Source organism: Acinetobacter sp. Ac8 (genome assembly GCF_055392545.1).
Map to the genome: position 1 here is coordinate 1,561,230 of NZ_AP043689.1, position 25,509 is coordinate 1,586,738.

20 protein-coding genes are annotated in these 25,509 nt (G+C 38.9%); 16 read left to right on the top strand and 4 right to left on the bottom strand.

From position 1 onward, the window contains the following. Positions 1–119 precede the first annotated feature (119 nt). The 9 genes from hutU (at position 120) to ACZ5QH_RS07495 (ending at position 12,697) form a co-directional block, all read left to right on the top strand. On the top strand, positions 120–1,796 hold the full coding sequence (gene hutU / locus ACZ5QH_RS07455; RefSeq protein ID WP_303576493.1) for a urocanate hydratase: 1,677 nt from the start codon (positions 120–122) through the stop codon (positions 1,794–1,796). An 82-nt stretch (positions 1,797–1,878) separates the two neighbouring features. Continuing rightward, on the top strand, positions 1,879–3,417 hold the full coding sequence (hutH, locus tag ACZ5QH_RS07460) for a histidine ammonia-lyase (protein WP_056515934.1): 1,539 nt from the start codon (positions 1,879–1,881) through the stop codon (positions 3,415–3,417). Between the two features lie 64 nt (positions 3,418–3,481). Beyond that, positions 3,482–4,894, top strand: a complete 1,413-nt coding sequence (locus tag ACZ5QH_RS07465; protein ID WP_239046046.1) for an amino acid permease — start codon at positions 3,482–3,484, stop codon at positions 4,892–4,894. Between the two features lie 52 nt (positions 4,895–4,946). Then, positions 4,947–6,158: an imidazolonepropionase gene (gene hutI / locus ACZ5QH_RS07470; RefSeq protein WP_004820235.1), complete on the top strand. Its 1,212-nt coding sequence runs from the start codon at positions 4,947–4,949 to the stop codon at positions 6,156–6,158. 28 nt (positions 6,159–6,186) lie between these two features. Next, positions 6,187–7,107 (top strand): formimidoylglutamase, encoded by a 921-nt coding sequence (gene hutG / locus ACZ5QH_RS07475; RefSeq protein WP_303576494.1) that lies wholly within the window; start codon positions 6,187–6,189, stop codon positions 7,105–7,107. Positions 7,108–7,143: 36 nt separating this feature from the next. Continuing rightward, on the top strand, positions 7,144–8,415 hold the full coding sequence (locus tag ACZ5QH_RS07480; RefSeq protein WP_004721791.1) for a Glu/Leu/Phe/Val family dehydrogenase: 1,272 nt from the start codon (positions 7,144–7,146) through the stop codon (positions 8,413–8,415). 952 nt (positions 8,416–9,367) lie between these two features. Further along, positions 9,368–9,826, top strand: a complete 459-nt coding sequence (locus ACZ5QH_RS07485; protein ID WP_034617563.1) for a lysozyme inhibitor LprI family protein — start codon at positions 9,368–9,370, stop codon at positions 9,824–9,826. Between the two features lie 104 nt (positions 9,827–9,930). Next, positions 9,931–10,455, top strand: a complete 525-nt coding sequence (locus ACZ5QH_RS07490; protein WP_096733653.1) for a hypothetical protein — start codon at positions 9,931–9,933, stop codon at positions 10,453–10,455. Between the two features lie 664 nt (positions 10,456–11,119). Then, positions 11,120–12,697: a sensor domain-containing diguanylate cyclase gene (locus tag ACZ5QH_RS07495; protein ID WP_034617569.1), complete on the top strand. Its 1,578-nt coding sequence runs from the start codon at positions 11,120–11,122 to the stop codon at positions 12,695–12,697. 391 nt (positions 12,698–13,088) lie between these two features. Here ACZ5QH_RS07495 and ACZ5QH_RS07500 read toward each other — a convergent pair whose 3' ends face one another. Continuing rightward, a complete protein-coding gene (locus ACZ5QH_RS07500) occupies positions 13,089–13,724 on the bottom strand; it encodes a TetR/AcrR family transcriptional regulator (protein WP_004820248.1) in 636 nt (211 codons plus the stop codon). Positions 13,725–13,834: 110 nt separating this feature from the next. Here ACZ5QH_RS07500 and ACZ5QH_RS07505 point away from each other — a divergent pair, with 110 nt between their 5' ends. Beyond that, positions 13,835–15,355, top strand: coding sequence for a flavin-containing monooxygenase (locus ACZ5QH_RS07505; RefSeq protein WP_303576495.1), 1,521 nt, complete (start codon positions 13,835–13,837; stop codon positions 15,353–15,355). 88 nt (positions 15,356–15,443) lie between these two features. Next, on the top strand, positions 15,444–16,280 hold the full coding sequence (locus ACZ5QH_RS07510) for an SDR family oxidoreductase (protein ID WP_303576496.1): 837 nt from the start codon (positions 15,444–15,446) through the stop codon (positions 16,278–16,280). A 186-nt stretch (positions 16,281–16,466) separates the two neighbouring features. Here ACZ5QH_RS07510 and ACZ5QH_RS07515 read toward each other — a convergent pair whose 3' ends face one another. Continuing rightward, a complete protein-coding gene (locus tag ACZ5QH_RS07515; RefSeq protein WP_303576497.1) occupies positions 16,467–17,090 on the bottom strand; it encodes a LysE family translocator in 624 nt (207 codons plus the stop codon). Positions 17,091–17,100: 10 nt separating this feature from the next. After that, on the bottom strand, positions 17,101–17,676 hold the full coding sequence (locus tag ACZ5QH_RS07520; RefSeq protein WP_004820257.1) for a PilZ domain-containing protein: 576 nt from the start codon (positions 17,674–17,676) through the stop codon (positions 17,101–17,103). A gap of 23 nt (positions 17,677–17,699) precedes the next feature. On the opposite strand from ACZ5QH_RS07520, the gene ACZ5QH_RS07525 reads away from it, so the two are divergent. From ACZ5QH_RS07525 to ACZ5QH_RS07535, 3 genes are all read left to right on the top strand, one after another. After that, positions 17,700–18,935 (top strand): lipoprotein-releasing ABC transporter permease subunit, encoded by a 1,236-nt coding sequence (locus ACZ5QH_RS07525; protein WP_004721775.1) that lies wholly within the window; start codon positions 17,700–17,702, stop codon positions 18,933–18,935. Then, positions 18,928–19,626, top strand: a complete 699-nt coding sequence (lolD, locus tag ACZ5QH_RS07530) for a lipoprotein-releasing ABC transporter ATP-binding protein LolD (protein ID WP_004820258.1) — start codon at positions 18,928–18,930, stop codon at positions 19,624–19,626. Before ACZ5QH_RS07525 ends, lolD begins: the two co-directional genes overlap by 8 nt. A 120-nt stretch (positions 19,627–19,746) precedes the next feature. After that, positions 19,747–22,215, top strand: a complete 2,469-nt coding sequence (locus tag ACZ5QH_RS07535; protein WP_303576498.1) for a DNA internalization-related competence protein ComEC/Rec2 — start codon at positions 19,747–19,749, stop codon at positions 22,213–22,215. Here ACZ5QH_RS07535 and ACZ5QH_RS07540 read toward each other — a convergent pair. After that, positions 22,174–23,130, bottom strand: coding sequence for a lysophospholipid acyltransferase family protein (locus tag ACZ5QH_RS07540; protein ID WP_303576499.1), 957 nt, complete (start codon positions 23,128–23,130; stop codon positions 22,174–22,176). The two genes, ACZ5QH_RS07535 and ACZ5QH_RS07540, sit on opposite strands and share 42 nt — an antisense overlap. Before the next feature lie 137 nt (positions 23,131–23,267). Here ACZ5QH_RS07540 and sppA point away from each other — a divergent pair, with 137 nt between their 5' ends. Beyond that, the gene (gene sppA / locus ACZ5QH_RS07545) at positions 23,268–24,299 is read left to right on the top strand and encodes a signal peptide peptidase SppA (protein WP_303576500.1); all 1,032 of its coding nucleotides are present in this window, start codon (positions 23,268–23,270) and stop codon (positions 24,297–24,299) included. 323 nt (positions 24,300–24,622) lie between these two features. Next, complete coding sequence (locus ACZ5QH_RS07550) at positions 24,623–25,435, top strand: alpha/beta fold hydrolase (RefSeq protein WP_303576501.1); 813 nt, start codon at positions 24,623–24,625, stop codon at positions 25,433–25,435. The last annotated feature ends 74 nt before the right edge of the window (positions 25,436–25,509 follow it).

Here is a 25,509-nt window from a genome sequence, read left to right on the forward strand (position 1 = left end):
AGCATCTTTTCAATATTAAAGATTTGTGTAGTATATAGATGTATATACAAGTTAGTACATTGCTATACAGTGAATGCAGTTTAATTTGCTGGTTTAAACTCAAAGGAAGGAGTCCTATTGTGACAACAACGACAACAAAATTTCGTGATGTAGAAATTCGCGCACCTCGTGGTACTAAGCTCAATGCAAAAAGTTGGTTGACTGAAGCTCCACTGCGTATGTTGATGAATAATCTTGATCCTGATGTCGCAGAGAATCCAAAAGAGCTTGTTGTTTACGGTGGTATTGGTCGTGCTGCACGTAATTGGGAATGTTATGACAAGATTGTTGAAACACTTAAAACTTTAGAAAATGACGAAACTCTATTGGTTCAATCAGGTAAACCCGTTGGTGTGTTCAAAACACATAAAGATGCACCACGTGTTCTTATTGCCAATTCAAACTTAGTTCCACATTGGGCAAATTGGCAACATTTCAACGAGCTAGATGCTAAAGGCTTGGCAATGTATGGTCAAATGACCGCAGGTTCTTGGATCTATATCGGCAGCCAAGGCATTGTACAAGGCACTTATGAAACTTTTGTTGAAGCTGGTCGCCAGCACTACAACGGTGACTTAACAGGTCGTTGGGTGTTGACTGCTGGTTTAGGTGGAATGGGAGGGGCTCAGCCTTTAGCCGCGACATTGGCAGGCGCTTGCTCGCTTAATATTGAATGCCAGCAAGCCAGTATTGATTTCCGTTTACGTACACGTTATGTCGATGAACAAGCTACAGATTTAGATGATGCTTTGGCGCGTATTGACCGTTATACCAAAGAAGGCAAGGTGATTTCGATTGCGTTACATGGCAATGCAGCTGAGATTTTACCTGAATTGGTTCGCCGTGGTGTTCATCCGGACATGGTGACGGATCAAACCAGTGCACATGATCCACTCAATGGCTATTTACCAATTGGTTGGACATGGGAAGAATATCGTCAACGTGCCAAAACTGAGCCAGAAGCAGTGGTAAAAGCTGCAAAACAATCTATGGCAAAGCATGTACAAGCGATGTTGGATTTCCAAAAAATGGGTGTTCCAACCTTTGACTATGGCAATAATATCCGTCAAATGGCGCAGGAAGAAGGCGTAGAAAACGCATTTGATTTCCCCGGTTTTGTACCTGCCTATATCCGTCCATTATTCTGTCGTGGTATTGGACCATTCCGTTGGGTTGCACTTTCAGGTGATCCAGAAGATATCTATAAAACAGATGCAAAAGTTAAAGAATTGATTCCAGACGATGAACATTTACATCGTTGGTTAGACATGGCAAGAGAACGGATTAGCTTCCAAGGCTTACCAGCACGTATTTGCTGGGTTGGTTTAGGCTTGCGTGCAAAATTAGGTCTGGCATTTAACGAAATGGTACGTAGTGGTGAGCTTTCAGCGCCAATCGTCATAGGTCGTGATCATTTAGACTCAGGTTCAGTTTCCAGTCCAAACCGTGAAACTGAAGCAATGCAAGATGGTTCTGATGCTGTATCTGATTGGCCATTGCTGAATGCTTTACTTAATACAGCAGGTGGTGCGACTTGGGTTTCATTACATCACGGTGGTGGTGTAGGAATGGGCTTCTCTCAACACTCAGGTGTCGTGATTGTTTGTGATGGTACAGATGAAGCAGCAGCACGTATTGCTCGTGTGTTGACCAATGACCCAGCAACAGGCGTAATGCGTCATGCAGATGCTGGTTATGATATCGCTGTTGAATGTGCCAAAGCGCAAGGTTTGAACTTGCCGATGATCATCAAATAAAAGACAAGGACATTACGATGCTTTTTGCAATTGTGTAAACAGCATCGTAAGAGAACAATATAGCGCAAAACAGGACGTCAAAATGGAACTCTTAATTCAACCAGGCAAGCTCACACTCGCAGATCTTCGCCAAGCGTATTTAAATCCAATCAAAGTTAAACTGGATGACAGTGCTTATGCTGGCATCAATGCAAGTGTTGCATGTGTCGAAAAAATTGTGAATGAAGGACGTACAGCGTACGGTATCAATACTGGCTTTGGCTTACTCGCTTCATCTAAAATTGCCCCTGAAGACTTAGAACAGTTACAACGCTCATTGGTACTTTCTCATGCCGCTGGTGTGGGCGTACCTTTAGATGATGCGATGGTTCGCTTAATTATGTTGTTAAAGGCCAATAGTTTGGCACGTGGTTTTTCTGGTATCCGTCCTAAAGTGATTGATGCAATCCTTGCCTTGATCAATGCAGAAGTTTATCCGCATATTCCATTAAAAGGTTCAGTCGGCGCTTCAGGTGACTTAGCACCCCTTGCACATATGTCTCTGGTTTTACTCGGTGAAAGTAAAGCACGTTATAAAGGGGAATGGTTACCAGCAGTTGAAGCACTTAAAATTGCAGGATTAGAACCCATTACTTTAGCGGCCAAAGAAGGTTTGGCACTTTTAAATGGTACACAGGTTTCAACAGCATACGCATTACGTGGTCTATTTGAAGCAGAAGATTTATTTGCTGCTGCGACCGTTTGTGGTGGATTAAGCGTTGAAGCTATGCTCGGTTCACGTGCACCATTTGATGCACGTGTTCATGAAGTTCGTGGTCAGCGTGGTCAAATTGATGTTGCCGCTGCATATCGTGACTTATTGACTGAATCAAGTGAAATCGCACATTCACATGAAGATTGTAGCAAGGTTCAAGACCCGTATTCACTGCGTTGCCAACCTCAAGTAATGGGGGCTTGTTTAACGCAAATTCGTCAAGCAGCAGAAGTATTAGCGATTGAGTCGAATGCAGTTTCAGATAACCCATTGGTGTTTGCAGCAGAAGGTGACGTAATCTCAGCAGGTAACTTCCATGCTGAACCCGTAGCAATGGCTGCTGATAATTTGGCCTTAGCGATTGCTGAGATTGGCTCACTGTCTGAACGTCGTGTTTCGATGATGATGGATCGCCATATGTCACAGCTTCCTCCATTTTTGGTTGCCAATGGTGGGGTGAATTCGGGCTTTATGATTGCTCAAGTAACAGCCGCTGCGTTAGCCAGTGACAATAAAGCACTTGCACATCCTGCCAGTGTTGATAGTTTACCGACCTCTGCAAATCAGGAAGACCATGTTTCCATGGCGCCTAATGCAGGAAAACGCTTGTGGTATATGGCTGATAACGTTCGCGGCATTCTCGCAGTTGAGTGGTTAGGTGCATGTCAGGGACTTGATTTCCGTGAAGGATTGAAAAGCTCTCCTAAACTTGAACGTGCCCGTAAAATTCTGCGTGATCAAGTGGCGTATTACAGTGAAGATCGTTTCTTCGCGCCAGATATCGAACAAGCAAGTGAATTGCTCGCAAGTGGTTGTCTGAACGAACTGCTGATTGCGAAGCTACTACCGAGCTTGTCTGAAGTGTGATCAATAAAACGGTCACATGGAGTGACCGAATCTAACTAAATTTCCTCAAGGATTGGAGATTATAATGTCACAACACTCCACATTACAGCGGGGGTTAAACACCCGTCATATCCGCTTTTTGGCATTGGGTTCAGCGATTGGCACGGGGCTTTTCTATGGATCAGCAACGGCAATTAAAATGGCAGGTCCGTCTGTTTTAATTGCTTATATGGTTGCAGGGATTGCAATTTATATTGTGATGCGAGCATTAGGGGAAATGGCTGTTCATAACCCCGTATCAGGTTCTTTTAGTGAATATGCCTCGAATTATCTTGGCCCTTTAGCTGGTTTTACTACAGGCTGGACCTACGTCTTTGAAATGATCATTGTCGCCTTGGCTGACGTGACTGCTTTTGGTATCTATATGGGGTTTTGGTACCCCGATGTGCCACGATGGATCTGGATTTTATCGCTGATTATGTTCTTAGGTGCAATTAACCTGATCCACGTTAAAGTCTTTGGTGAAGTCGAGTTCTGGCTATCCATCGTCAAGGTCAGCGCTATTGTTGCCATGATTTTGGGTGGTTTTGGTCTAATGATCTATGGCTTTAATGCAGATCACACCGGCTTTGTACCTGGTATTCAAAACTTATGGATTCATGAGGGTTTTATGCCCAATGGGATTATGGGTTTAGTTGCCTGTTTATCTGTTGTGGTATTTGCATTCGGTGGCATCGAAATCATTGGGATCACAGCGGGTGAGTCACAAGATCCGAAAACGTCGATTCCACGTGCAATTAATGCGGTTCCTGTACGTATCTTACTTTTTTATATTCTGACAATTTTTGTATTGATGTCGATTTTCCCATGGAATCAAATTGGTAGCCAAGGCAGTCCATTTGTACAAATTTTTGAAAACTTAGGCATCAAATCTGCAGCAACTGTTTTAAATATTGTGGTCATTACAGCTGCAATTTCCGCGATCAATAGTGATGTATTTGGTGCAGGGCGTATGCTGTATGGTATGTCTAAGCATAAACAAGCACCTCAAGTGTTCCAGAAACTTTCACGTAATGGTGTTCCTTGGATGACTGTTGTAGTGATGGCAGGTGTGTTACTTGTCGGCGTCGTGCTTAACTATCTGATCCCTGAAAATGTATTTATTATCATCGCCTCAATTGCAACATTTGCAACAGTTTGGGTGTGGTTGATGATCTTACTTTCTCAAGTGGGTATGCGTCGTAAATTGTCTAAATCAGAAATTAAAGCATTAGATTTCCCCGTGATTGGCTGGCCTTATGCACCTGCATTTGCCATTGTATTTATGCTGTTTATTTTAGCCATGATGGGATATTTCCCAGACTCACGACCTGCACTTTATGTCGGTATAACATGGTTAGTTCTACTTTGGATTGCTTATACGATATGGGTGAAGCCCAAGCAAAACTCAGTAAAAGATAAACCAGATCTTCAACAAAACGTCGAAATGGAAAGCTGATACTGAAGCTGCCCAAACGTGATCAACGCATGGGCAGCAAGAGGAAATGTCAATGAAAAAACTTTGGACAAATTGTCATATTGCCACTATGCAAGATGGGCAATATTCCAGTATTGAATCTGCTGCAATCGTTACTTTAGCGCAACATATTCACTGGATTGGCGCAGAAAAAGATGTTCCTGTAGATGACTATGCTGAGATCATTGACCTCAATGGCGCATGGGTGACTCCCGGTTTAATTGATTGTCATACGCATAGTGTATTTGGTGGAAATCGTAGTGTTGAGTTTGAAAAACGTTTGCAAGGTGTCAGTTATGCGGAAATCGCAGCGAGTGGCGGTGGTATTGCAAGCACTGTACGAGCAACACGTGAAGCAAGTGAGGAACAGCTCCTTGCTTCGGCACTCAAACGTATTCGTTGTATGCTTAAAGATGGTGTAACCACCATTGAAATCAAGTCGGGATATGGTCTGGACTATAGCAATGAACGTAAAATGCTCCGTGTGATTCGTCAAGTCGCTCAAACTTTACCGATGACCGTAAAAAGTACGTGTTTGGCAGCGCATGCTTTGCCACCTGAGTATCAAGATCAAAGTGATGCTTATATTGAACATATCTGTACCGAGATGTTACCCAAACTGCATCAAGAAGGCTTAGTCGATGCTGTCGATGCTTTCTGTGAACATTTGGCATTTTCACCTGCGCAAGTTGAACGTGTTTTTAAAGCAGCTCAGGCATTAAACCTACCTGTTAAATTACATGCAGAACAACTTTCATCTCTCGGTGGTTCAACGCTTGCTGCGCGTTACCATGCTTTATCCGCAGATCATTTGGAATACATGACCGAAGCTGATGCCAAAGCCATGGCAGCTTCAGGCACAGTTGCTGTGTTATTACCGGGAGCATTCTATTTTCTAAGAGAAACCAAGTACCCACCTTTAGACAGTTTGCAGCAACATGGTGTGCGTATCGCATTATCTAGTGATTTAAATCCAGGAACATCACCAGCCTTGTCATTACGTTTAATGCTGAATATGGGCAGTACATTATTCCGTTTAACACCAGAACAAGCACTCGCAGGTGTCACAACCCATGCCGCTTATGCACTTGGCTTACAAGACTCGCATGGCACATTAGAACAGGGCAAAGTGGCGGATTTTATTGCTTGGGATATTGAGCATCCTTCTGAGATTGTGTATTGGCTTGGCGGTGATTTATCAAAACGAATCATCCAACATGGAAATGAAATCTTGATCTCAGCTTGAGATTAATTTTTATAGAGTGATATTAATAATGAATCATTCATTTAAGTGGCAAGGACGACAAGATGGAGAAGGTGATGCTCATCTTCGTCTCCATCAAGTGATCAATACCAGTCATCAGGCATCTTTTGCTTTTATTGGCTTTAGTTCAGATGAGGGTGTTAAACGCAATCATGGACGCTTAGGTGCAGCTGATGCACCAGATATGATTCGTGCGCAATTGGCAAATTTACCTGTACATCAACCTGTGACCATTATCGATTTAGGCACTGTGCTTTGTGATCATGCTGAACTTGAAATAGCACAGGTAGAATTGGCGCATCAAGTCGAACGTAGTTTAAATTCCGATATGAAGCCGATTGTGTTAGGCGGTGGGCATGAAGTTGCCTTTGGCAGTTTTTCTGGCTTATTTCAATACATTCAAAATAATCATCTGAATAAGAAAATCGGCATTATTAACTTCGATGCACACTTTGATTTACGTGAAGCTGAACAGGTCACTTCAGGCACACCTTTTTTAAATGCAGCTAAACTATCAGAACAGTTTCATCAAGAATTTAACTACATGTGTATCGGCGTTGCCAAGCATTCAAATACTAAAATTTTGTTTGAAACAGCAGAGCGTTTAAACTGTAATTATATTTACGATTATGAATTAAAACTGCAAAATGTTGAAAATTTAATCTTAAGAATAAATAATTTTATTAAAAAAGTAGACTATTTGTATATTACGGTTGACCTTGATGTATTTAACGCTAGCATTGCGCCGGGTGTCAGCGCACCTGCGGTGAAAGGAATCGATTTATCTATTTTTGACCCATTATTAGAAGCCATTAAAAAAACTGGCAAGATCAAAGTTTTTGATGTGGCTGAATGTAATCCGCGGTTTGATTTGGACAACAGAACTGCCAAATTAGCCGCTTATATCATTTTTAACTACATATTTGATTGATGATTCAAGTGACTTCATCAAAAGGATAAGCAAAGTATGTCTAATTTATCTTATATCTCTCAAAATAACGGTCCATGGTCTACCTACCTCGAACAAATCGAGCGAGTTACACCATATTTAGAACATCTGAAAGATTATGTCGACACGTTAAAGCGACCAAAACGTGCTTTGATTGTCGATGTGCCGATTGTGATGGATGATGGCACAATCCGTCATTTCGAAGGCTATCGCGTTCAACATAACTTATCGCGTGGTCCAGGTAAGGGCGGTATTCGTTACCATCCAGATGTAGATCTCAATGAAGTGATGGCACTTTCTGCATGGATGACCATTAAAACTGCGGTTTTAAATCTACCTTTTGGAGGTGCAAAAGGTGGTGTTCGTGTTGATCCTCGTCAGCTTTCTCCTCGTGAGTTAGAGCGCTTAACTCGTCGTTATACCAGTGAAATTAGCCATATCATTGGCCCACAAAAAGATATTCCAGCGCCGGATGTTGGTACCAATCCCAACGTTATGGGCTGGATTATGGATACATATTCTTCGGGTCAAGGCCATACCGTAACAGGTGTTGTTACAGGTAAGCCAATTCATTTAGGTGGTTCTTTAGGGCGTATTAAAGCAACAGGCCGTGGTGTATTTATTACTGGTCAACAAGTTGCTGCAAAAATTAAACTTCCTTTAGAGGGTGCACGAGTTGCTGTCCAAGGTTTTGGTAACGTTGGTAGTGAAGCTGCATATCTATTTGCTGATTCAAAATCTATTATTGTAACGATTCAAGACCATACAGGGACGATTTACAACCCTCAAGGTATTGATTTAGCTGCTTTAAAAACCTATCTAGAAAGCAATCAAGGTGTGGGTGGCTTTGCGGGTGCTCAAGCGATTAGCGATGAGGATTTCTGGGATGTTGAAATGGATATCTTGATTCCTGCCGCATTGGAAGGTCAAATCACGGTTGAACGCGCACAGAAATTAACAGCGAAATTGGTACTTGAAGGTGCAAACGGTCCAACTTATCCAGAAGCAGATGATATCTTAATCCAACGTGGTATCACGGTTGTACCTGATGTGATTTGTAATGCGGGTGGTGTAACGGTCAGTTATTTTGAATGGGTTCAAGATATGTCGAGCTACTTCTGGTCGGAAGAAGAAATCAACCAAAGACTCGATAAATTAATGGTTCAAGCGATTAATGACGTATGGCAGACCTCAAATGACAAAGTATGTAGTTTAAGAACGGCTGCCTTTATTTTAGGTTGTGAGCGTATCTTAAAAGCACGTATGGAACGCGGTATTTTCCCGGGCTAATTTATTTGTTGTAAACGTGACCTTAGCGTATCTTCGCTAAGGTCATTTTTTTATCTGTTTAAAATGTATTTTAACGGTCTATTTAAACAGCGAATTTACACAATCTATTGAATAATAATTATCTTATGTAGCGTCCTGTATTGCGTAGTAATAACATCTCAACGATCTGAGTTCATCTTAGCATCAACTTTGTACTGCCTTATTTTGCATATAGATTTGTGCTGTTAATTAGATAGAGTAGTCAAACCACCTCATTGTTCATACACATTATTTCTATAAAACCTTTGTTGATAAAAGAGGATTATGTTTTTGTGTGAACTTTTAGAAACTGTTGGTTATCAATTCATTTTTTTTGTAATTTTGAATCTTAGATGGTTATTCTACCGTGGGGCGACAGGGATGTTGCCGTTGGGCGGGGGTACAGGACGTACCCCTTGCCAAACATGAGCAAAAACAAAGCACAGCTTTGTTTGCAGCGCAAGGTTTGGCATTCCTAAGAAAAGTGAGGCATCGCCTACGCAAGGGTATTTAAACTTTGAAAGTAAGGTGTGGCATTGTAAGTCTTCTTACAATCAAATAATTTATTTTTCCATGCAATTGATTTAATAGGAAATAATTAATTAATAGAAATTATATTTATGCGTCTGAGTTTTTCTAACAGGTTGACTATAGAAACACATTCTAACCTTACGCTACTGCTTGTGCTTTAAGCAAAGAAAAACTTTGTTCTCGTTCAGCATGCAATGTAATAAAAATTCATAGGCTTAATTTTAGCAAGGTCGAATTGTATGGATAAACCTAAATATAGTCTGAATAAAATGGCTTAAATTTTGTAAAGTATTTGCCTTTTTATAGTTTTAATTTCACATGAATTAAACTATAAAGTATAGCTAGTATGTGAATAAATTATAGACACTTTTGCAATAAACCTTTTTAGAAAGTAGTTAAGAATATGGATAAAATATACTCAAAATACATCTATATTTTGAGCATTGCTAGCTTATGTAGCTTTGCGACTTTGTTATCAGCTGCACCGACATTGCAATACTCAAAAACCTACCAAAGCTGTATAAATACAGCAAAAACCACAGGGAACAAGCAACTGTGTATCAGTGCAGAGCATTTAGGTCAGAATGAAAGATTAAATCAGGCGGTAAAAAAACTAGCACCTAAGCTCTCAGCATATCAACAAAGCAGATTAACTGATGCTCAAGCAGAGTGGCGATCTTTGCAAAATTTTAAAGATGATCAATGTGATCAAGCTGCATTTGATGATGAAAATGCAGTTAAACCTTCGGGTAAAAACTTGACCGCATTGGATTGTGACCGAGAGTCGCTTGAACGTGTGGCTGAACGCGCTTATGAATTGGAACAAGGCAATGTGCGGGCTGAGTATTATCTTGATCCATAATTTATGATTGCTCATGATGTCTAAAGCATCGAAGTGTTTTATAAAACAAATTTATTGGTTTTAGTGTAGATAAATCACCAGCGTAAGCAAAAGGAAACTTTCTTATGATCAGTAAACAACAATTGACTACCAGTACAAGCAATAGCCGACAACACCAGAATAGAGGGGGTAAACATAGAGCCGCAGCTATTTGGACTGTATTTACTTTCGGCTTGTTACTCACAGGCTGTGTTTCAACACCTAATCCTGTACAACAGGCTGCTGATAAATTGGTTGGGCAACATGTAAATAAAGCAATCGGAATCTTTGGCTCACCAACTTATCGCGTCCCAGCGAGTAAATTAGGCGGCTCTGCAATGTGGGAAAATTCGATTGTTTCACAACGTGTCGTACAGCAATTTGTACAAACGGGGACTGAGTATGCAGGTCAGCGTGTCGTTGGCCAAACCGGCGGACAAGGGGTTGTAGGCGCTATTTATGAAAATCAATATCGTCCAACAGGGTACTATCAAAATGCCGTACAAGAGCATGCTCAATACCTTTGTAATATCACAGCACTGACGGGTCCAGGTGATATTATTACGAGTATTATGGTGATCGGATGTAAACAGAGCAAAGATGGTTTGTGATCCTTAAAAGCCAAATATAGCTTTAATCTGACAGATATACGATAAAATGGATAACTGTCAGATGAGGTTGGCGAGAGTATCATTTTTAGAAGGTAACGATGATCAAAATACTCTGTTGAAAGGCGCATACATCCATTGAGCAAAATAATTCTTATTCATGTGTCTTTTCTATTTATTTTTCCCTAAATTTTTCTAGGGTAGAGCAGTTAAAATAAACAAAGATAATGGTGTGATTTAAATCATTTTAAGCATTTCACTCAATAGAACATATGACTTTCGAAATACACTAAAATGATGTGAAACTTCAAGCAATTCTTAGTTAGCCTCATGATATCTGTAGTGCCTATAGTAAAGGCATATAGCCATGGGGAAATAAAATAATACAGGTATTTTTCTGGTTTAATTTACAGCTTATTCAGTTTATTTTTATGAGGCAATATATTCGTCATTTGCTCATTTTCGCATGGTTTATATACTGAGTTAAAGTCGCTAAAACACCATTGACCAAAGCCAGATGATTATCTTCAAGAAATTTTCTTAAAAATTATGTGAAGGGAAACCATTTAAAAATCATGAAAATAAATTAAACAATGGTAAAAATATTGTAGTAATACTAAGTAAAAAAGAATAAAATTCAATCAAATGCTGTTTTGCAAATGACCTCATGAAACTGAAAAAACTCATATTTTGTTTAAAGTTAAATCTGAGAAAACTTATTCTTTTTTTAGCAATATTCAGCATCGCCATTCTATTTATTGCTTCACTTTTCGTGAATTATTCTATTCAAAAAAAAGAACTATTAGATACTTCTCTTTCAGTAAATATGGAATATGCCACTAAGATTGCCCAAAAAACGGATTCTCAAATTCAGACTGTATTAAAGCAGTTAAATTATAGTGCCACTTTGCTGGGGGACTCATTTAATGACGAGCAATTTAAACAGTCAGAAGTAGACCGGCTTAAATTTCAATCGAATTACTTTGACAGTGTGATTATTTCAGATAAATACGGGCATGTACTGAATTATTCACCGTCAAAAATTGCCATTAATAAAAATGTGGTGAATACAACACTTGGCTTTAAACAATCCATTGAAACGCAAAACACGGTGATCACAAGCCCATATTACTCAATCAAAAACAATTTAATTGTTTTTATTTCACAGCCTATTTTTGATAAAAACAAAAAGTATCTGGGCTTTATTGGTGGGGCAATTTATTTAAAAGAAAAAAATATCATTAACGAATTATTAACACTGAGCTTTAACTATAAAGACAGCTATATGTATGTATTGGATAGCAATAGAAAAATTATTTTCCATCCTGATGCGAGTCGAATCGGTACCCTTGCAACAGACAATACCGGCCTTAACTATATGTCCACTCATATGATTGGAAAAATAAGACTGATTAATAGTAAAGGGGTAGATAATTTAGCGGGTTTTGCCCGAGTAAGTCATACCAACTGGATCATTGTTTCGCAACAACCAACCCATAAGCTTTTAGAAAAAGTTCCATATCTGATTTATAAAATTATTGCTTATATGCTTGGTTTTTATATTTTAATCTTTTTGATTATTTGGAAGATATCATATTATATCTCAGCACCATTAAACCGCTTAGCAACCATGGCGAGCCATCTCAATAATCCTGAGACCGCAACTCAAATTAAAAATGTAGATGCCTTATATTATGAGGTAAGAAATTTTAAACGTTCACTGTTACAGAGCTCTTCAAATTTTAAGAAAAAAATATCTACGCTCAATCATTATGTAAATACAGACCCATTAACAGGATTTTATAACCGTAGAGGGATGGAGTTACATATTGAACGCTTAATGAAAAATGACGCACCATTTGCAATTATTGCTGTGGATATCGATTATTTTAAAAAAATTAATGATCAATATGGACATGAAAAAGGCGACTTAGTCCTGACCAAGACTGCACAAAATATTAAAGATTGTGTGAGAAGTATTGATGTTTGTTGTCGGATTGGTGGGGAAGAATTTGTGATTCTAAGTCCTATCGATAGCCAAAATTTAACCATTAATATTGCAGAACGGATTCGGCAGGCATTAGAAGTAACGCCAATCGGAGAAATACCTGCGATTACCGTGTCGATAGGAATAGCGCATTGGCCTGAAATTTCTACCGACATCCATAAGGTGTTTAAAGCTGCCGATGAATATTTATATCTGGCAAAAAAAGATGGGCGTAATTGTATTCGTTATAAAAAATAGCATTTAAAAATGCAAACTTATCTTCAATAAAGATCTTTCATAAATCGAAAAATGATCATGTGGAGTGAATCATATTGGTATTGAAAGTTCCTTCTCCCTCTGGGAGAAGGCTAGGATGAGGGGGATTTTATATTGATTTATGGTTTTAAAAAGGACTTATGAAAGAAGTCTAATATTTTATCTCATTAAAAACTGCCCATAATCTATGTTATGGACAGTTTTTGAGTAAATTTAAGCACTATTTCAATCTTAGGATGAAAAGTAAAAAACTCTGTTGAGGCTATATCTCCGTCCAAGGGTGACATTCATGTCTTCACAAGATAACCATAACCAGTAGGATTGAATGAGATAAAGAAAACAGTTTAATTTATATTCTGTTGATTGCTATAAATCAGGCTGATGGCTTAGCAACTCCGCCAATGATTAATTCAATAATCGAATCGCCATAATTTTTTAAACCTTTCAGATCTTCAGGGTTGGCTAAAAAGCGTAAAGCCCCATTGGTAATCATCCCAATGATATTATGCCCAGTATTTTCACAATCTAAATTCTCACGAAAAAAGCCAGAATCTACCCCATGCTTTAAATAGTTGGCAGTAAAAATACCCGCCATTTGCATCAAGTTTTGAATAAATCGGGTCATTTCAGCATCTATTGAGGTTGCTTCAAGTAATAATAATTTTAGAGTTAGAGGATTCTCTTGTGCAAAAAGACGGAAGCGTTCAGAAATTCGCTGACATTGTTCACGGTACTCTTCAATATTATTCACTGCTTGAGGTGCATTTTCACCGGTAAGCAATGCCATGATTTTTTGCATGGTATCAGAAATAACATGCTGCAAGATATCGCGTTTATTTTCAAAGTGGCGATAAAAAGTACCATGACCAATGCCTAAGCGTTTGGCTATATCTGAAATCGCTGTTTGATGGTATCCACGCTCAGAAAATTCTAAAAACGCAGCTTCTAAAATATCAGCTTGTAATTGGATACGTTGACGCTCTGCACGAGTTAAAGTTGGTTCATTCATAGGCAAAGAATACCAAATAAATATTCAAAATTGTTAAACAATGGAAATTGACAAGTCATTCCGTTTTTGACATTGTATTCCTATTGTTTATATTCTAAGCGATTTTCAACATGGAACAAATGAAAAAAAGTACCAAAGATAAAAACTTTTATAAAGTGATTATCGTGGGTGGTGGTTTTGCTGGTCTTGGTGCCGCAATCAAATTAAAACAAACAGGGATTGAAGATTTTATATTGCTGGAAAAGGCTGCTGAAATGGGCGGGGTCTGGCGTGAAAATACCTATCCAGGTTGTGCCTGTGATGTACCATCGGCGCTCTATTCATACTCTTTTGAACAAAACCCTGCATGGTCACGGGTCTTTGCACAGCAAAAAGAAATTAAACAATATTTATTTGATGTGGTCGATAAGTACAAGGTCATGCCACATGTGCATTTGAATCGTGAAGTTTTACAAGCACAGTGGTCCGATGTGGAACATTGCTGGATTATCCAAACCGAACAGGGCGAGTTGCGCTCTCAATTTGCAATTCTTGCTTGTGGCCCTATGCATGAACCTGTATTGCCTGATGTTAAAGGTATTGAAAGCTTTAAAGGAGAAATTTTCCATTCTTCACAATGGCGGCATGATTTGGACTTAACAGCTCAACGAGTTGCGGTGATTGGCACAGGTGCTTCTGCCATCCAGTTTGTTCCGCAGATTCAACCTCAAGTTAAACAACTGACGATCTTTCAACGTACTGCACAATGGATTTTGCCAAAGTCTGACATGCCATTACTTGCACCTGTTCGTGCCATGTTTAAGCTGTTACCACTGACTCAACAGCTGATGCGAGGCTCAGTCTATGGAATTTTTGAAACGATAAACGGTGGAATTCAAAGTCCTGCGGCAATGAAGCAATTCCAAAAATTAGCCAAATGGCATTTAAATTACCATATTAAAAATCCGCGCCTACGAGAAAAATTAACCCCCAATTTTATTATTGGTTGTAAACGTATTTTACAATCCAACAATTGGTATCCTGCTTTAGCACAAGACAATGTGGAGGTGATTGCCAGTGGTTTATCTGAAATTAAAGGGAATACTTTAATTGCAAGTAATGGTGAACATTGTGAAGCGGATGTGATTATTCTGGGTACAGGGTTTGAAATAGCAGAACCACCGATTGCCAATCGTGTCTATAACCGTTTTGGACAACGGATGTCAGATGTTTGGCAGGGGAGTCCTGAGGGCTATATGGGGACAATGATAGAAAATTGTCCAAACGGCTTTCTGATGTTTGGTCCAAATGTCGCTCTGAGTTCCTCAGCATTTATTATCATTGAAGCTCAACTTGATTACATTATCGATGCTTTGAAACAGGCAATTCAATTGGGTATCAAAACCATTGAACCAAATCCCAAAATCACCAAAGTTTTTAATGAAAAAGTCCAAGCAGCTTTGCAAACCACAGTATGGAATAAAGGTGGATGTCAAAGCTATTTTATTGATCGCAATGGACGTAACAGTACAGTTTGGCCATGGTCAACCTATAAACTCCGAGAAAAGATGAAACATTTTAATTTAGCCGAGTATCTGATTGATCATCAACCTGAACCAAGCACAAGCTTAAAGCAAGAAGATGTTGTATGAGAAAGAGATTTTAACTTTCATCATATTCAAACCTAAATAAAGAGGATGGATATGAAATTTACCAAGATTTTAAATAAAGGATAACGCAATGTTTAAAAAACAAAAATTAAAAGACAAAGTGATTGCGATTACTGGTGCCGCACGTGGTATTGGTTTAGCTACCGCGGAAGCTTTAATTGCACAAGGTGCAAAAGTCAGTATTGGTGATCTCGATTTAGCACTTGCTGAAAAAGAAGCACAACGTATTGGTGCCAAAGCTTTTAAAGTGGATGTGCGTGATCGTGAATCATTTGCCCAATTTATTCAAAATACCATTCAACATTATGGCAGTCTTTATGCTTTAGTGAATAATGCTGGGATTATGCCGATGGGGGCTTTTCTGGATGAAGATCCCGCTTTAGCAGATGCACAAATTGATATTAACTTTCGTGGTGTCATCATTGGTATGCAATTGGCACTTCCTGAATTGCTTAAATATAAACAAGGTCATATTGTCAATATCGCCTCACTTGCAGGGCGTTTTGCCTTGCCGGGTTCTGCGGTTTATTCAGGGACTAAATTTGCTGTGATTGGTCTCACCGAAGCAGTTGCAGGTGAGTTTCGTGATTCTGCTATTCAGTTCACGGCAATTTTACCCAGTAAAGTGCTGACAGAGCTCACCGCTGGAACTGAAAATGCGGCAAAAACGATTCCAGCGGTGACACCACAACAGGTTGCCGATGCAGTTGTGAGTGCTTTAATTAAGCCACGGTTATTTATTGCGGTACCTGATTACTTACAATCAGTACATAGTGCTTATGCTTTATTGCCGCAATGGGCGCAAACAGGTGCCCGTCGTATCTTGGGGGATAATGGTATTTTGACTAAGCTTGATCATTCCGCCCATTCAAGTTATGCCAAGCGAATTCATAAGTTGGCAGAATAATTGCTTATCAAAAAGAAACTTTTTAAATTAGTGCATTTGACTCAAAGTAAATACTCCACTTTGAGTCGTTTTTTATGGGTGTGGCTAAGATGGATATCATTGGATATACGTTGATGCGTATTACTATATAGCTGGTTCGGCTACATCTTATTGAAAACGTTTAAATTTATATTAGATTGCTTGGTGTTATCTTTTTGAGCTCAGCATGATTTGTGTTGCTAAGCCAAAAAATACCGTACCCATAAACCATTTTTGTACTTTTAACCAAAGTGCATGACGATTTAAAAATTGGGTAAATGAACTGGCAGTAAAAATAAACAGCATGTTGACGAGTAGACTAATCACAATTTGCACAAAACCCAAACTCAGCGTTTGCACTAAAACATCGCCTTGGTGTGGTTTGATAAATTGTGGCAACAAAGCTAAATACATCATCGCAATTTTAGGATTGAGTAGATTGGTCAAAAAGCCCATCAAAAATAGTTTTGAATTAGAATAAGACTGTTGACTGGCGATCTCAAAAGGTGAGTGAGGAGAGCGAATTGCTTTCCAACCAAGATAAATCAAGTAGAGCGCACCAGCAATTTTTAAAACATCGTATGCAATTGGAATCGTCATTAATAAAGCGGTGATCCCAAAAGCAGCACATAGCATATAAAATATAAAACCGAGCGCTGTGCCGCCCAATGAAACCATTCCCGCAGTTTTGCCCTGACACAAGGACCTTGAGATCAGGTAAATCATATTTGGGCCAGGGGTGAGTGCCATACCTAAGGCAATCAAGGCAAAAGCGAATAAAGTAGAGTCCATATGTGTAATATCAATTATTCTGTAGGGTGATGTTTTGTTGAATACATTCAGCCAGTTTGACTTTATCTTGTGGATGTAAGGTAATGAAGTAAGCACCTACACGATATTGCTCATTATCAGCAGGTTCTGAGTACGCAATTTGTGCCGTTGCTGCGATATGGAAGAAATTTTCAGGATGACTCAGGGTGACATGAATAAAGCTACCTTGTTTCATGTATTGTTGACTGGTAAAACTGAAGCCACTTTCAGAAAAATTGACTTTTTGTGGCGTTGGTAACATGGTTTGTACAATAGAATCGTAAAGAGAACCTGTAATAAGGTTTAACTTTTGGTTGAATAAGGATAAGATTCGAGCAATTTGTTGATCTTTTTCATTTAATTGTTCTAATTCGTAGTGAAGTGCATGATCAAATTGATCTAATTCTGCAAGTAGTAGAAAATAGCGCGGTAATACAAAATTAGCATCATATGGATCGTTCAGCGCAACTTCTTCAGAAATGATTTGATAGTTGATCCTTAACGCAGCATCGATTCGTGACATGACACGACGTTCATTTGCTTCATTTTGATGCTGTAACGCTTCCATAAAACACCTCGGACTAGAATGGTATGTTTAAACCAATCTCGCTGTATATAGGGTTGAGATACACTCGCGCACGGCGTAGTAATCACTTTATTTCTTTTATCGCTTTGGTTTCCATGATCGGTCTAACCTTAGGGGTTGCTGTACTGATTACAGTTTTATCTGTTATGAATGGTTTTGACCGAGAGTTAAAGAACCGTGTTTTAGGTATGATACCTCAAGCCACTGTTTCTTCAACACAAATTCTAACAGACTGGCCTGTGCTTGCAAAGAAAATTGAACAACATAAGCATGTAACTGGTGTTGCTCCATTTACACAACTACAAGGTATGCTTACCGCACAAGGACAAGTCGCTGGGATCATGGTGACCGGTATTGAACCTCAATATGAAAAGAAGGTTTCAATTATCCAAAATCATATGGTGGAAGGTAGCATAGATCAACTAAAAAAAGGTGAATATGGCATTGTTCTAGGCAAACAAATGACTGATGCGTTAGGCCTTGGTCTAAATGACAATGTTACCTTGGTTTTACCTGAAGCAACCCCTTCGCCAGCAGGTGTTGTACCACGTTTTAAACGTTTTAAAATCGTCGGTATTTTTAGTATAGGTGCAGAAGTTGATTCGAGTTTAGGTTACATCGCACTCAATGATGCATCTACACTATTACGTCTACCTGACGGTGCGCAAGGTGTGCGTATGAAACTGGATGATATTTTCCAAGCGCCACAGGTTGCCAATGAAATTGTTCGTGAGTTACCGAGCGGTTTCTATGCCTCAGATTGGACCTATACGCATGGTAATTTATTCAGCGCAATCCAAATGGAAAAGGCAATGGTCAGTCTATTGTTATTCCTCATCGTGCTTGTTGCTGCATTTAATATTGTGTCTTCATTGGTCATGGTTGTAACGGATAAAAAATCAGACATCGCGATTCTAAGAACATTAGGTGCGTCACCAGCAACAATTACCCGCATTTTTATGGTGCAAGGGACTGTGATTGGTGTGGTTGGAACGGTTGCTGGTGCAATTTTGGGGATTATCTCTGCATTAGGAATCAGTAACTTTATTGGCTGGTTGAATACTGCATTTGGATTACATTTATTCGATGCTTATTTTATCAACTACTTACCTTCTTATTTAAGATGGCAAGATGTAGTGGTGATTGTCAGCTTGTCCTTGGGGCTAAGTTTTATTGCAACCATTTATCCTGCATTGCGAGCAGCTAAAATTCAACCTGCGGAGGCGCTTCGTTATGAATAGTGCTACACAAAGTCCATTGGTTTTAGAGGCACAAAATATCTATAAATCGTTTACGGATGGTAAATCGCATGTAGACGTGATTACAGGTTTATCTTTGCAAGTCGGGCAAGGTGAGTTTGTCTCTATCGTGGGTTCAAGTGGTTCAGGTAAAAGCACACTCTTACATATTTTGGGCGGACTTGATCGTCCGACCCAAGGTCTTGTCAATTTAAATGGCAAACGTTTTGATAACTTAGGTGAAGCTGAACGCGGCTTTTTACGCAATGAACATTTAGGTTTTGTTTATCAGTTTCATCATTTATTGCCTGAATTTACTGCGCTTGAAAATGTCGCGATGCCGTTGATGTTAAGAAAAGATGCCGAATATAAAAAGGTTAAAGAACGTGCTGAATATTTGCTTGAACGGGTTGGATTATCACATCGTTTAACGCATCAACCTGGTGAGCTATCGGGGGGTGAACGTCAACGTGTGGCTTTAGCACGTGCCTTGGTCACACAACCGAAGTTGATGTTAGCCGATGAGCCGACAGGGAATTTGGATCGCAAAACAGCAAAATCTATTTTTGAATTACTGCGTGATTTGCGTGAGGAATTTAATATGGCTATGTTGATTGTGACGCATGATGAGCAACTGGCAAAATCAGCTGATAGAATCCTACACATGCAAGATGGTATCTGGATCGATGGTTAAGTCAGCATTTATTTTGATGATATCATGCTGAATTGATGTATAATTTTTAAACTTAAGCCCAATCCGATTGGGCTTAATCAATAAATAAACACTGAAAACAATAAATAGAAAACTATGTATATGTACATTGCTTTAATCGGATGGATATTGGGTATCTCGTTTATGGGATATTATTCACCCGCTTATTTAAATCTCTTGATGTGGATCAGCTTAGCATTAAGCCTAGTGTTATGTGTATGTCGATGCTTAAACTATAGCTTGATCAATTCTGTTGTATTTAAGTTGGTTTCTCTCAGTGTAGTGGGGATATCAAGTGGTCTCCTTGGTTTTTATTATGCAGATTCTGCACTCGAAAAAAGATTAAGTTTACGTGATACACCACCTCATCAAATTGAAAAAATTATTTATATTTCTAACATAAATAGCATTAAGCAAACAGACTTATCCTCCAATACTCAATTGTCAAAAGCTCAACAGCGTATCCAACAAAAAGTATTGCTACTCGAACCCAACAAAGTCAGACAAATGTTGATGTATCTGGATGGCTCACAGTCTGAAATGATCCAGCTGGGACAATATTATCGGGTTACAGGGCACATCAAACCGATTCATGGTTATGCTGTAGCTGGGGTGTTTGATAAAGAAAAATGGTTTCTACAAGAAAATATTCTGGCTGTATTCAAACCCCACTCGGTTGAACATATCGATGAAAATCAAGTGAAGCAATTGGGCTATAGCAGCTTTGTTGAGCAACAAAATAGCGTGCGATATAGAATTCAACTTAGTATCGAGAACTTACGTTTAAAGTTTCGCGATTTAATTGCCGATTCTTCATTAAAAAATAAGGGTTTAGTCCTCGCATTATTGACAGGGGATGAAAGTCTCTTGGCAAATGAAACTCAAGACCTGTTTAAGACCATGGGTATTTCCCATTTACTTGCAATCTCTGGGCCGCACGTATTAATTTTTGCAACATTGTTTTGCTTTCTATTTAATTCAATCATTAAAAAAGTTTATCCACAGATTTTTTTGAATATTCCACAACCTTATTTATTGGTTTATCCATTTTTAGCCTGTGTGGTGTTTTATAGTGCTTTTGTTGGTTTTGAAATACCGGCATTAAGAACCATGCTAACAGTCTCAATTCTAAGCGTTATTATTTTATTCAAGCAAAAAATCCAGCCACTTAAACATTTATTATTGACGGCCAGTATTTTATTGCTGCTTGATCCTTTTAGTATCTTATCTTCTGCTTTCTGGCTGTCCTTTGGTTCATGTTTTATTTTGATTCGCGTCTATCAAACGGTTCAACAACATGCTCTCCCAACTGTAGAGACATGGAAGACCAAGACTAAGCTATTTATACGGGTATTGATTGATTCACAATGGAAAATATTTATTGCATTACTGCCAGTGGTGCTGTGGATTTTTCAACAATTTTCGTGGATTACACCCTTGAGCAATTTGCTTGCAATTCCAATGATCGGTGCACTGATTGTTCCCATTGAAGTTTTGGCCGCATGTATAAGTATGCTGTTTGAACCTTTGGGATTATGGCTTTTCACGATTTCTGATCTTTTATTGTCTATGTTGCTGTACCTACTGGAAAGATTAGATCAGCTGCTCAATTTTAAATTGAATTGGTGGGCGTTTACTTCTCTAGAAATTGTTTGTATTGCTTTGGCTGTGTTTATTTTATTTTTGCCCAAAGGTGTGCTGCCAAAATTTTGGGCAATAGTCTGTTTAATCCCCTTAGTGATCTCGCATAAAAGTTCTGCAATATTTCAACTGGATATCATAGATGTTGGGCAAGGGCAGGCCATTTTTTTAAACCTACCCCAACATAAAATGCTGATTGATACAGGCGGTTCATTTGATGAAGCAAGATTTAGTATCGGCAAAAATGTCATCATTCCATATCTGATGCGACAAGGGATTGCCCAATTGGATCAGGTGGTTTTGACGCATTTAGATCAAGACCATAGTGGTGCATTTGCAGAAATAGAGAAAGTGATCAAAATGAACAAAGTCTATTCAAATGAAACAGATGCACGTTTTAACCTGCATGACTTTGACTATTGCCATCAAGGACAATATTGGCAATATGAAGATGTTCGAATTTCCGTCTTGGCGCCTACTAAAAATAGCCTAAGTAAAGCTGCCTATGATCGAAATGAATTGTCTTGTGTGATCTATATCCAAGTCCCTCAGTCAAAGTCATATCAAAACTTTTTATTGATGGGGGATGCTGGTTGGGAAACCGAATTTAATCTGTTAACACAATATCCCGATTTAAAGGTCGATGTCTTAGTACTGGGTCATCATGGCAGTAAAAATAGTTCTTCTTATGCCTTTTTAAAGCAGTTACAACCTAAACTTGCGATTGTATCGGCTGGATATGCCAACCGTTATGGCCATCCACATCCGATTGTATTGAAACGGTTAGACGTGTTGAACATTCCAGTCAAAACCACGATTGAACAAGGTTCTATTCAATTTAAGCTAAATCCGCAAGGGCAGATGGAGGTGACGGGTTATCGCCAAACTTTAAAGTGGCTCACTTTCCGTAATCGCATCATTGCGGACTGAAGTGACCATTTCCATCGCTTCTTTATTGGGTACATTATAAATTTGTTTAAGTTTTGGATGAGCTTTAAAGCGTTTATAACTCCAGTGATAGTGTTCTGGATATTGGCAGATTAATTTTTCCAGTGCAGTGTAAATGATATGCGTACCTTGATTGGAATCCACCTGATAGATCTTTTCATCAATCGGCTGAACCACCATATCAAAACCCTGATTGTCATTTCTGATCGCATATAAGAAAAGTGCTTTGGATTTGGTCTTTTGGATCAGTTTGGCACTTAAATTACTCGAAGAGAGTGGAATCCCAAAATATTTAATCAGTTCTCCACCTTGGTGAGGTGAATGGTCAGGCAAAATCACGGTTGTACCACCTTGTTTTAACGCCCTAAATATTTGTCGTACCCCAGACTCATCTGTTGGAACCAATGTGGCATTTTCACGACTTCGCGCTGCACGAACAAAACGATCTGCACTTTCATCCTTAATCGGTTCATACATAATGGTCATTTGGGTATATTGGGCAAACCATGCATTCATAATTTCCCATGTACCGAAATGCGGCACGATCAATACCAGCCCTTTTTTTTCAGCAATGGCCTCATGAAAATAGTGTTCACCTTCAACATGATGAATACGATCGATATTTTTTTGATTGGAACTCCCCCAAACCGTAAAGAACTCCATATAAGATTGGAGTTCATTACGAATCGCCTGTTCTGTAATTTTCTCGCGTTTAGGTTTATCAAGATCTGGAAAGCAAATTTCAATATTTAGACGAATGGTTTCAGATGTTTTTGTGATATGTAATAAATTGACCAGTCCTGCCAAAATACGCGCGATAAAACGCGCGATTGGGATCGGCAGTCGGCTGAAAAAATTGAGGAGTCGCGAAGTTGTAGTCTTATGTTTATCAGTCATCTGGATCTAAAATTAATGCAGAAGTTAAGTAATGGTGAGATTTAGCAAATTATTATAAGTTAAATCGTAATGATTAAATAGATTATACGGATTCCGTGTATATAATGAAGCATGAATAATTAATTTGGATGGTATAAATGTCAGATTGGCCGCCGAAACCTCAAAATGACAATACAAATTTGAATTCCTCTGCGGGTCAACAGCCTACAGGACAGGAATGGAAGATCTTAGAGAAAGCCGTTCTTGCTTCAGTTGAAGAGCAACGTCGTACTCGTCGTTGGGGGATCTTCTTTAAAATACTCACTTTTCTTTATATTCTGTTTGTCTTAGTCGCACTGGGTAAGAGTTGTTCATTATCTGGTTCAGATGATGCAACAATAACCTCAGAGAATCATTTAGGCGTGGTCAATATTGTTGGTGCGATTGATTCAAGCAGTCAAGGCGTAAATAGTACTGATACGATTAAATCATTAAAGAAAGCCTTTGAAGCAAAGTCTGCCAAAGCTGTTGTATTGAATGTGAATTCACCTGGTGGATCACCGGTTCAGTCTGATGATATTTGGCAAGAGATTCAGTATCTTAAAAAACAGAATCCAGAGAAAAAAGTCTATGCTGTGATTGGTGATATGGGTGCTTCAGGTGCGTACTATATTGCATCAGCAGCAGATGAAATTTGGGTAAATCCATCGAGTTTGGTGGGGTCAATCGGTGTAATTATGCCGAACTATGGTGTAAATGGTTTAGCCCAAAAATTAGGTGTTGAAGACCGTACCATGACTTCGGGAAGTAATAAAGACATACTTAGTATGACCAAGCCGATTAATCCAGAACAACGTGCGCATATTCAAGCTTTATTGGACAATGTTCATGATCACTTTATTGATGCTGTGAAAAAAGGCCGTGGTGAAAAGCTGAAATCGAAAGATCCAGCAATCTTCTCTGGTTTATTCTGGACAGGTGACCAAGCCATTAAATTGGGTATCGCAGATAAAGCAGGAAATATCGAAACATTGAAACGCGAATTAAAAGTGAAAAAGACAGTCAATTATACAGTTGAGCGTAGCCCATTTGACTCCGTTCTAGGCCGTTTAGGTTCAGAAATGGGGAATGGCTTAGGTGAAGCTGTGAGCCAAAAACTGGGTATGAACCAAGATGTGAAAATGCAATAGTCTAGGTTTTATGGATCAGTAAACAGTAATATAGCGGTAGCATTGCTGTTTACTGATCCAACCTGTATGAAGTAAAACAAAGTGTATGAAAAAAAGAAAAATGAAAAATTAAGCCAAGCACAATCTTAAAACTCTATTTTCTTGCTACCTTAAGCCTTTATAACTGCTTTAAACCTGTTTAATTCATTTGAGTGACATCGCTAAGTGTAAAATAAGAGCACGGAGTTCACTTAAAATGTTTAACTGAATGCTATTTATCGGCTACAGTATTTTCAATTCATCATATTTAGAGTGTAAAGCAAGACATGGTTAGCCTATCTCACATGAAACCTGTTATTCATTTTGCCCATGCCAATGGTGTGCCATCTCAAGTCTATACCAAACTGTTTGATTTACTGAAAGATCAATATGATGTAATTTATGTTTCTCTGTTAGGTACAGATCAACGTTATCCTATTGATAACAATTGGTCGAATTTTGCAGATCAAGTGATTGATAGTATTGTGCAACAGTCTAATGGACGTAAAGTAATTGGTTTAGGTCATTCATTAGGCGCTGTGGCAACTTTTTTAGCTTCATTTAAGCGTCCAGATTTATTTGAACAAGCGATTTTATTGGATCCTCCTTTGATTATGGGGATCGCCTCCTTGGTTTTTAATCTTGCAAAGAAATTTTATCCTCAAAAAATCGATGCAATGACACCAGCGCATCTCAGCATACGCCGTCGAGATCATTGGGAATCACGTCAACAAGCCGCAGAGTTGTTACGTCCAAAGGGGTTTTATCAACATTTTGATGCAGATTGTTTTCAGGCTTATATCGATTATGCGCTAACAGAAGACCATGTTCGTGGTGGCGTAACTTTAACTATTCCTAAAGATGTTGAAGTTGCAATTTTTAGAACAGGTCCTTCTTATTGGTGGTTACCGCATCCACAACCACAAGTTCCTGTAAATTTGGTGATTGGTTCAGAGAGTCCTTTTTTAAAACGTAAATTTCCACAAATTGCCAAAAAGAAATTTAGTATTCCTTTTACCCTGACGGCTGGAGGGCATATGTTTCCTTTGGAACATCCAGTTGAAACAGTTGAATTAATTAAAAAGCTGATTCAACAAAATTTATCTAATACCCATTAATCAGTCGTTGAATGAGTGGCAGGTTGTACCTCTCGCTAAATAAAGGTTTTTTATTACGGCCTAGCGCTAAAAAG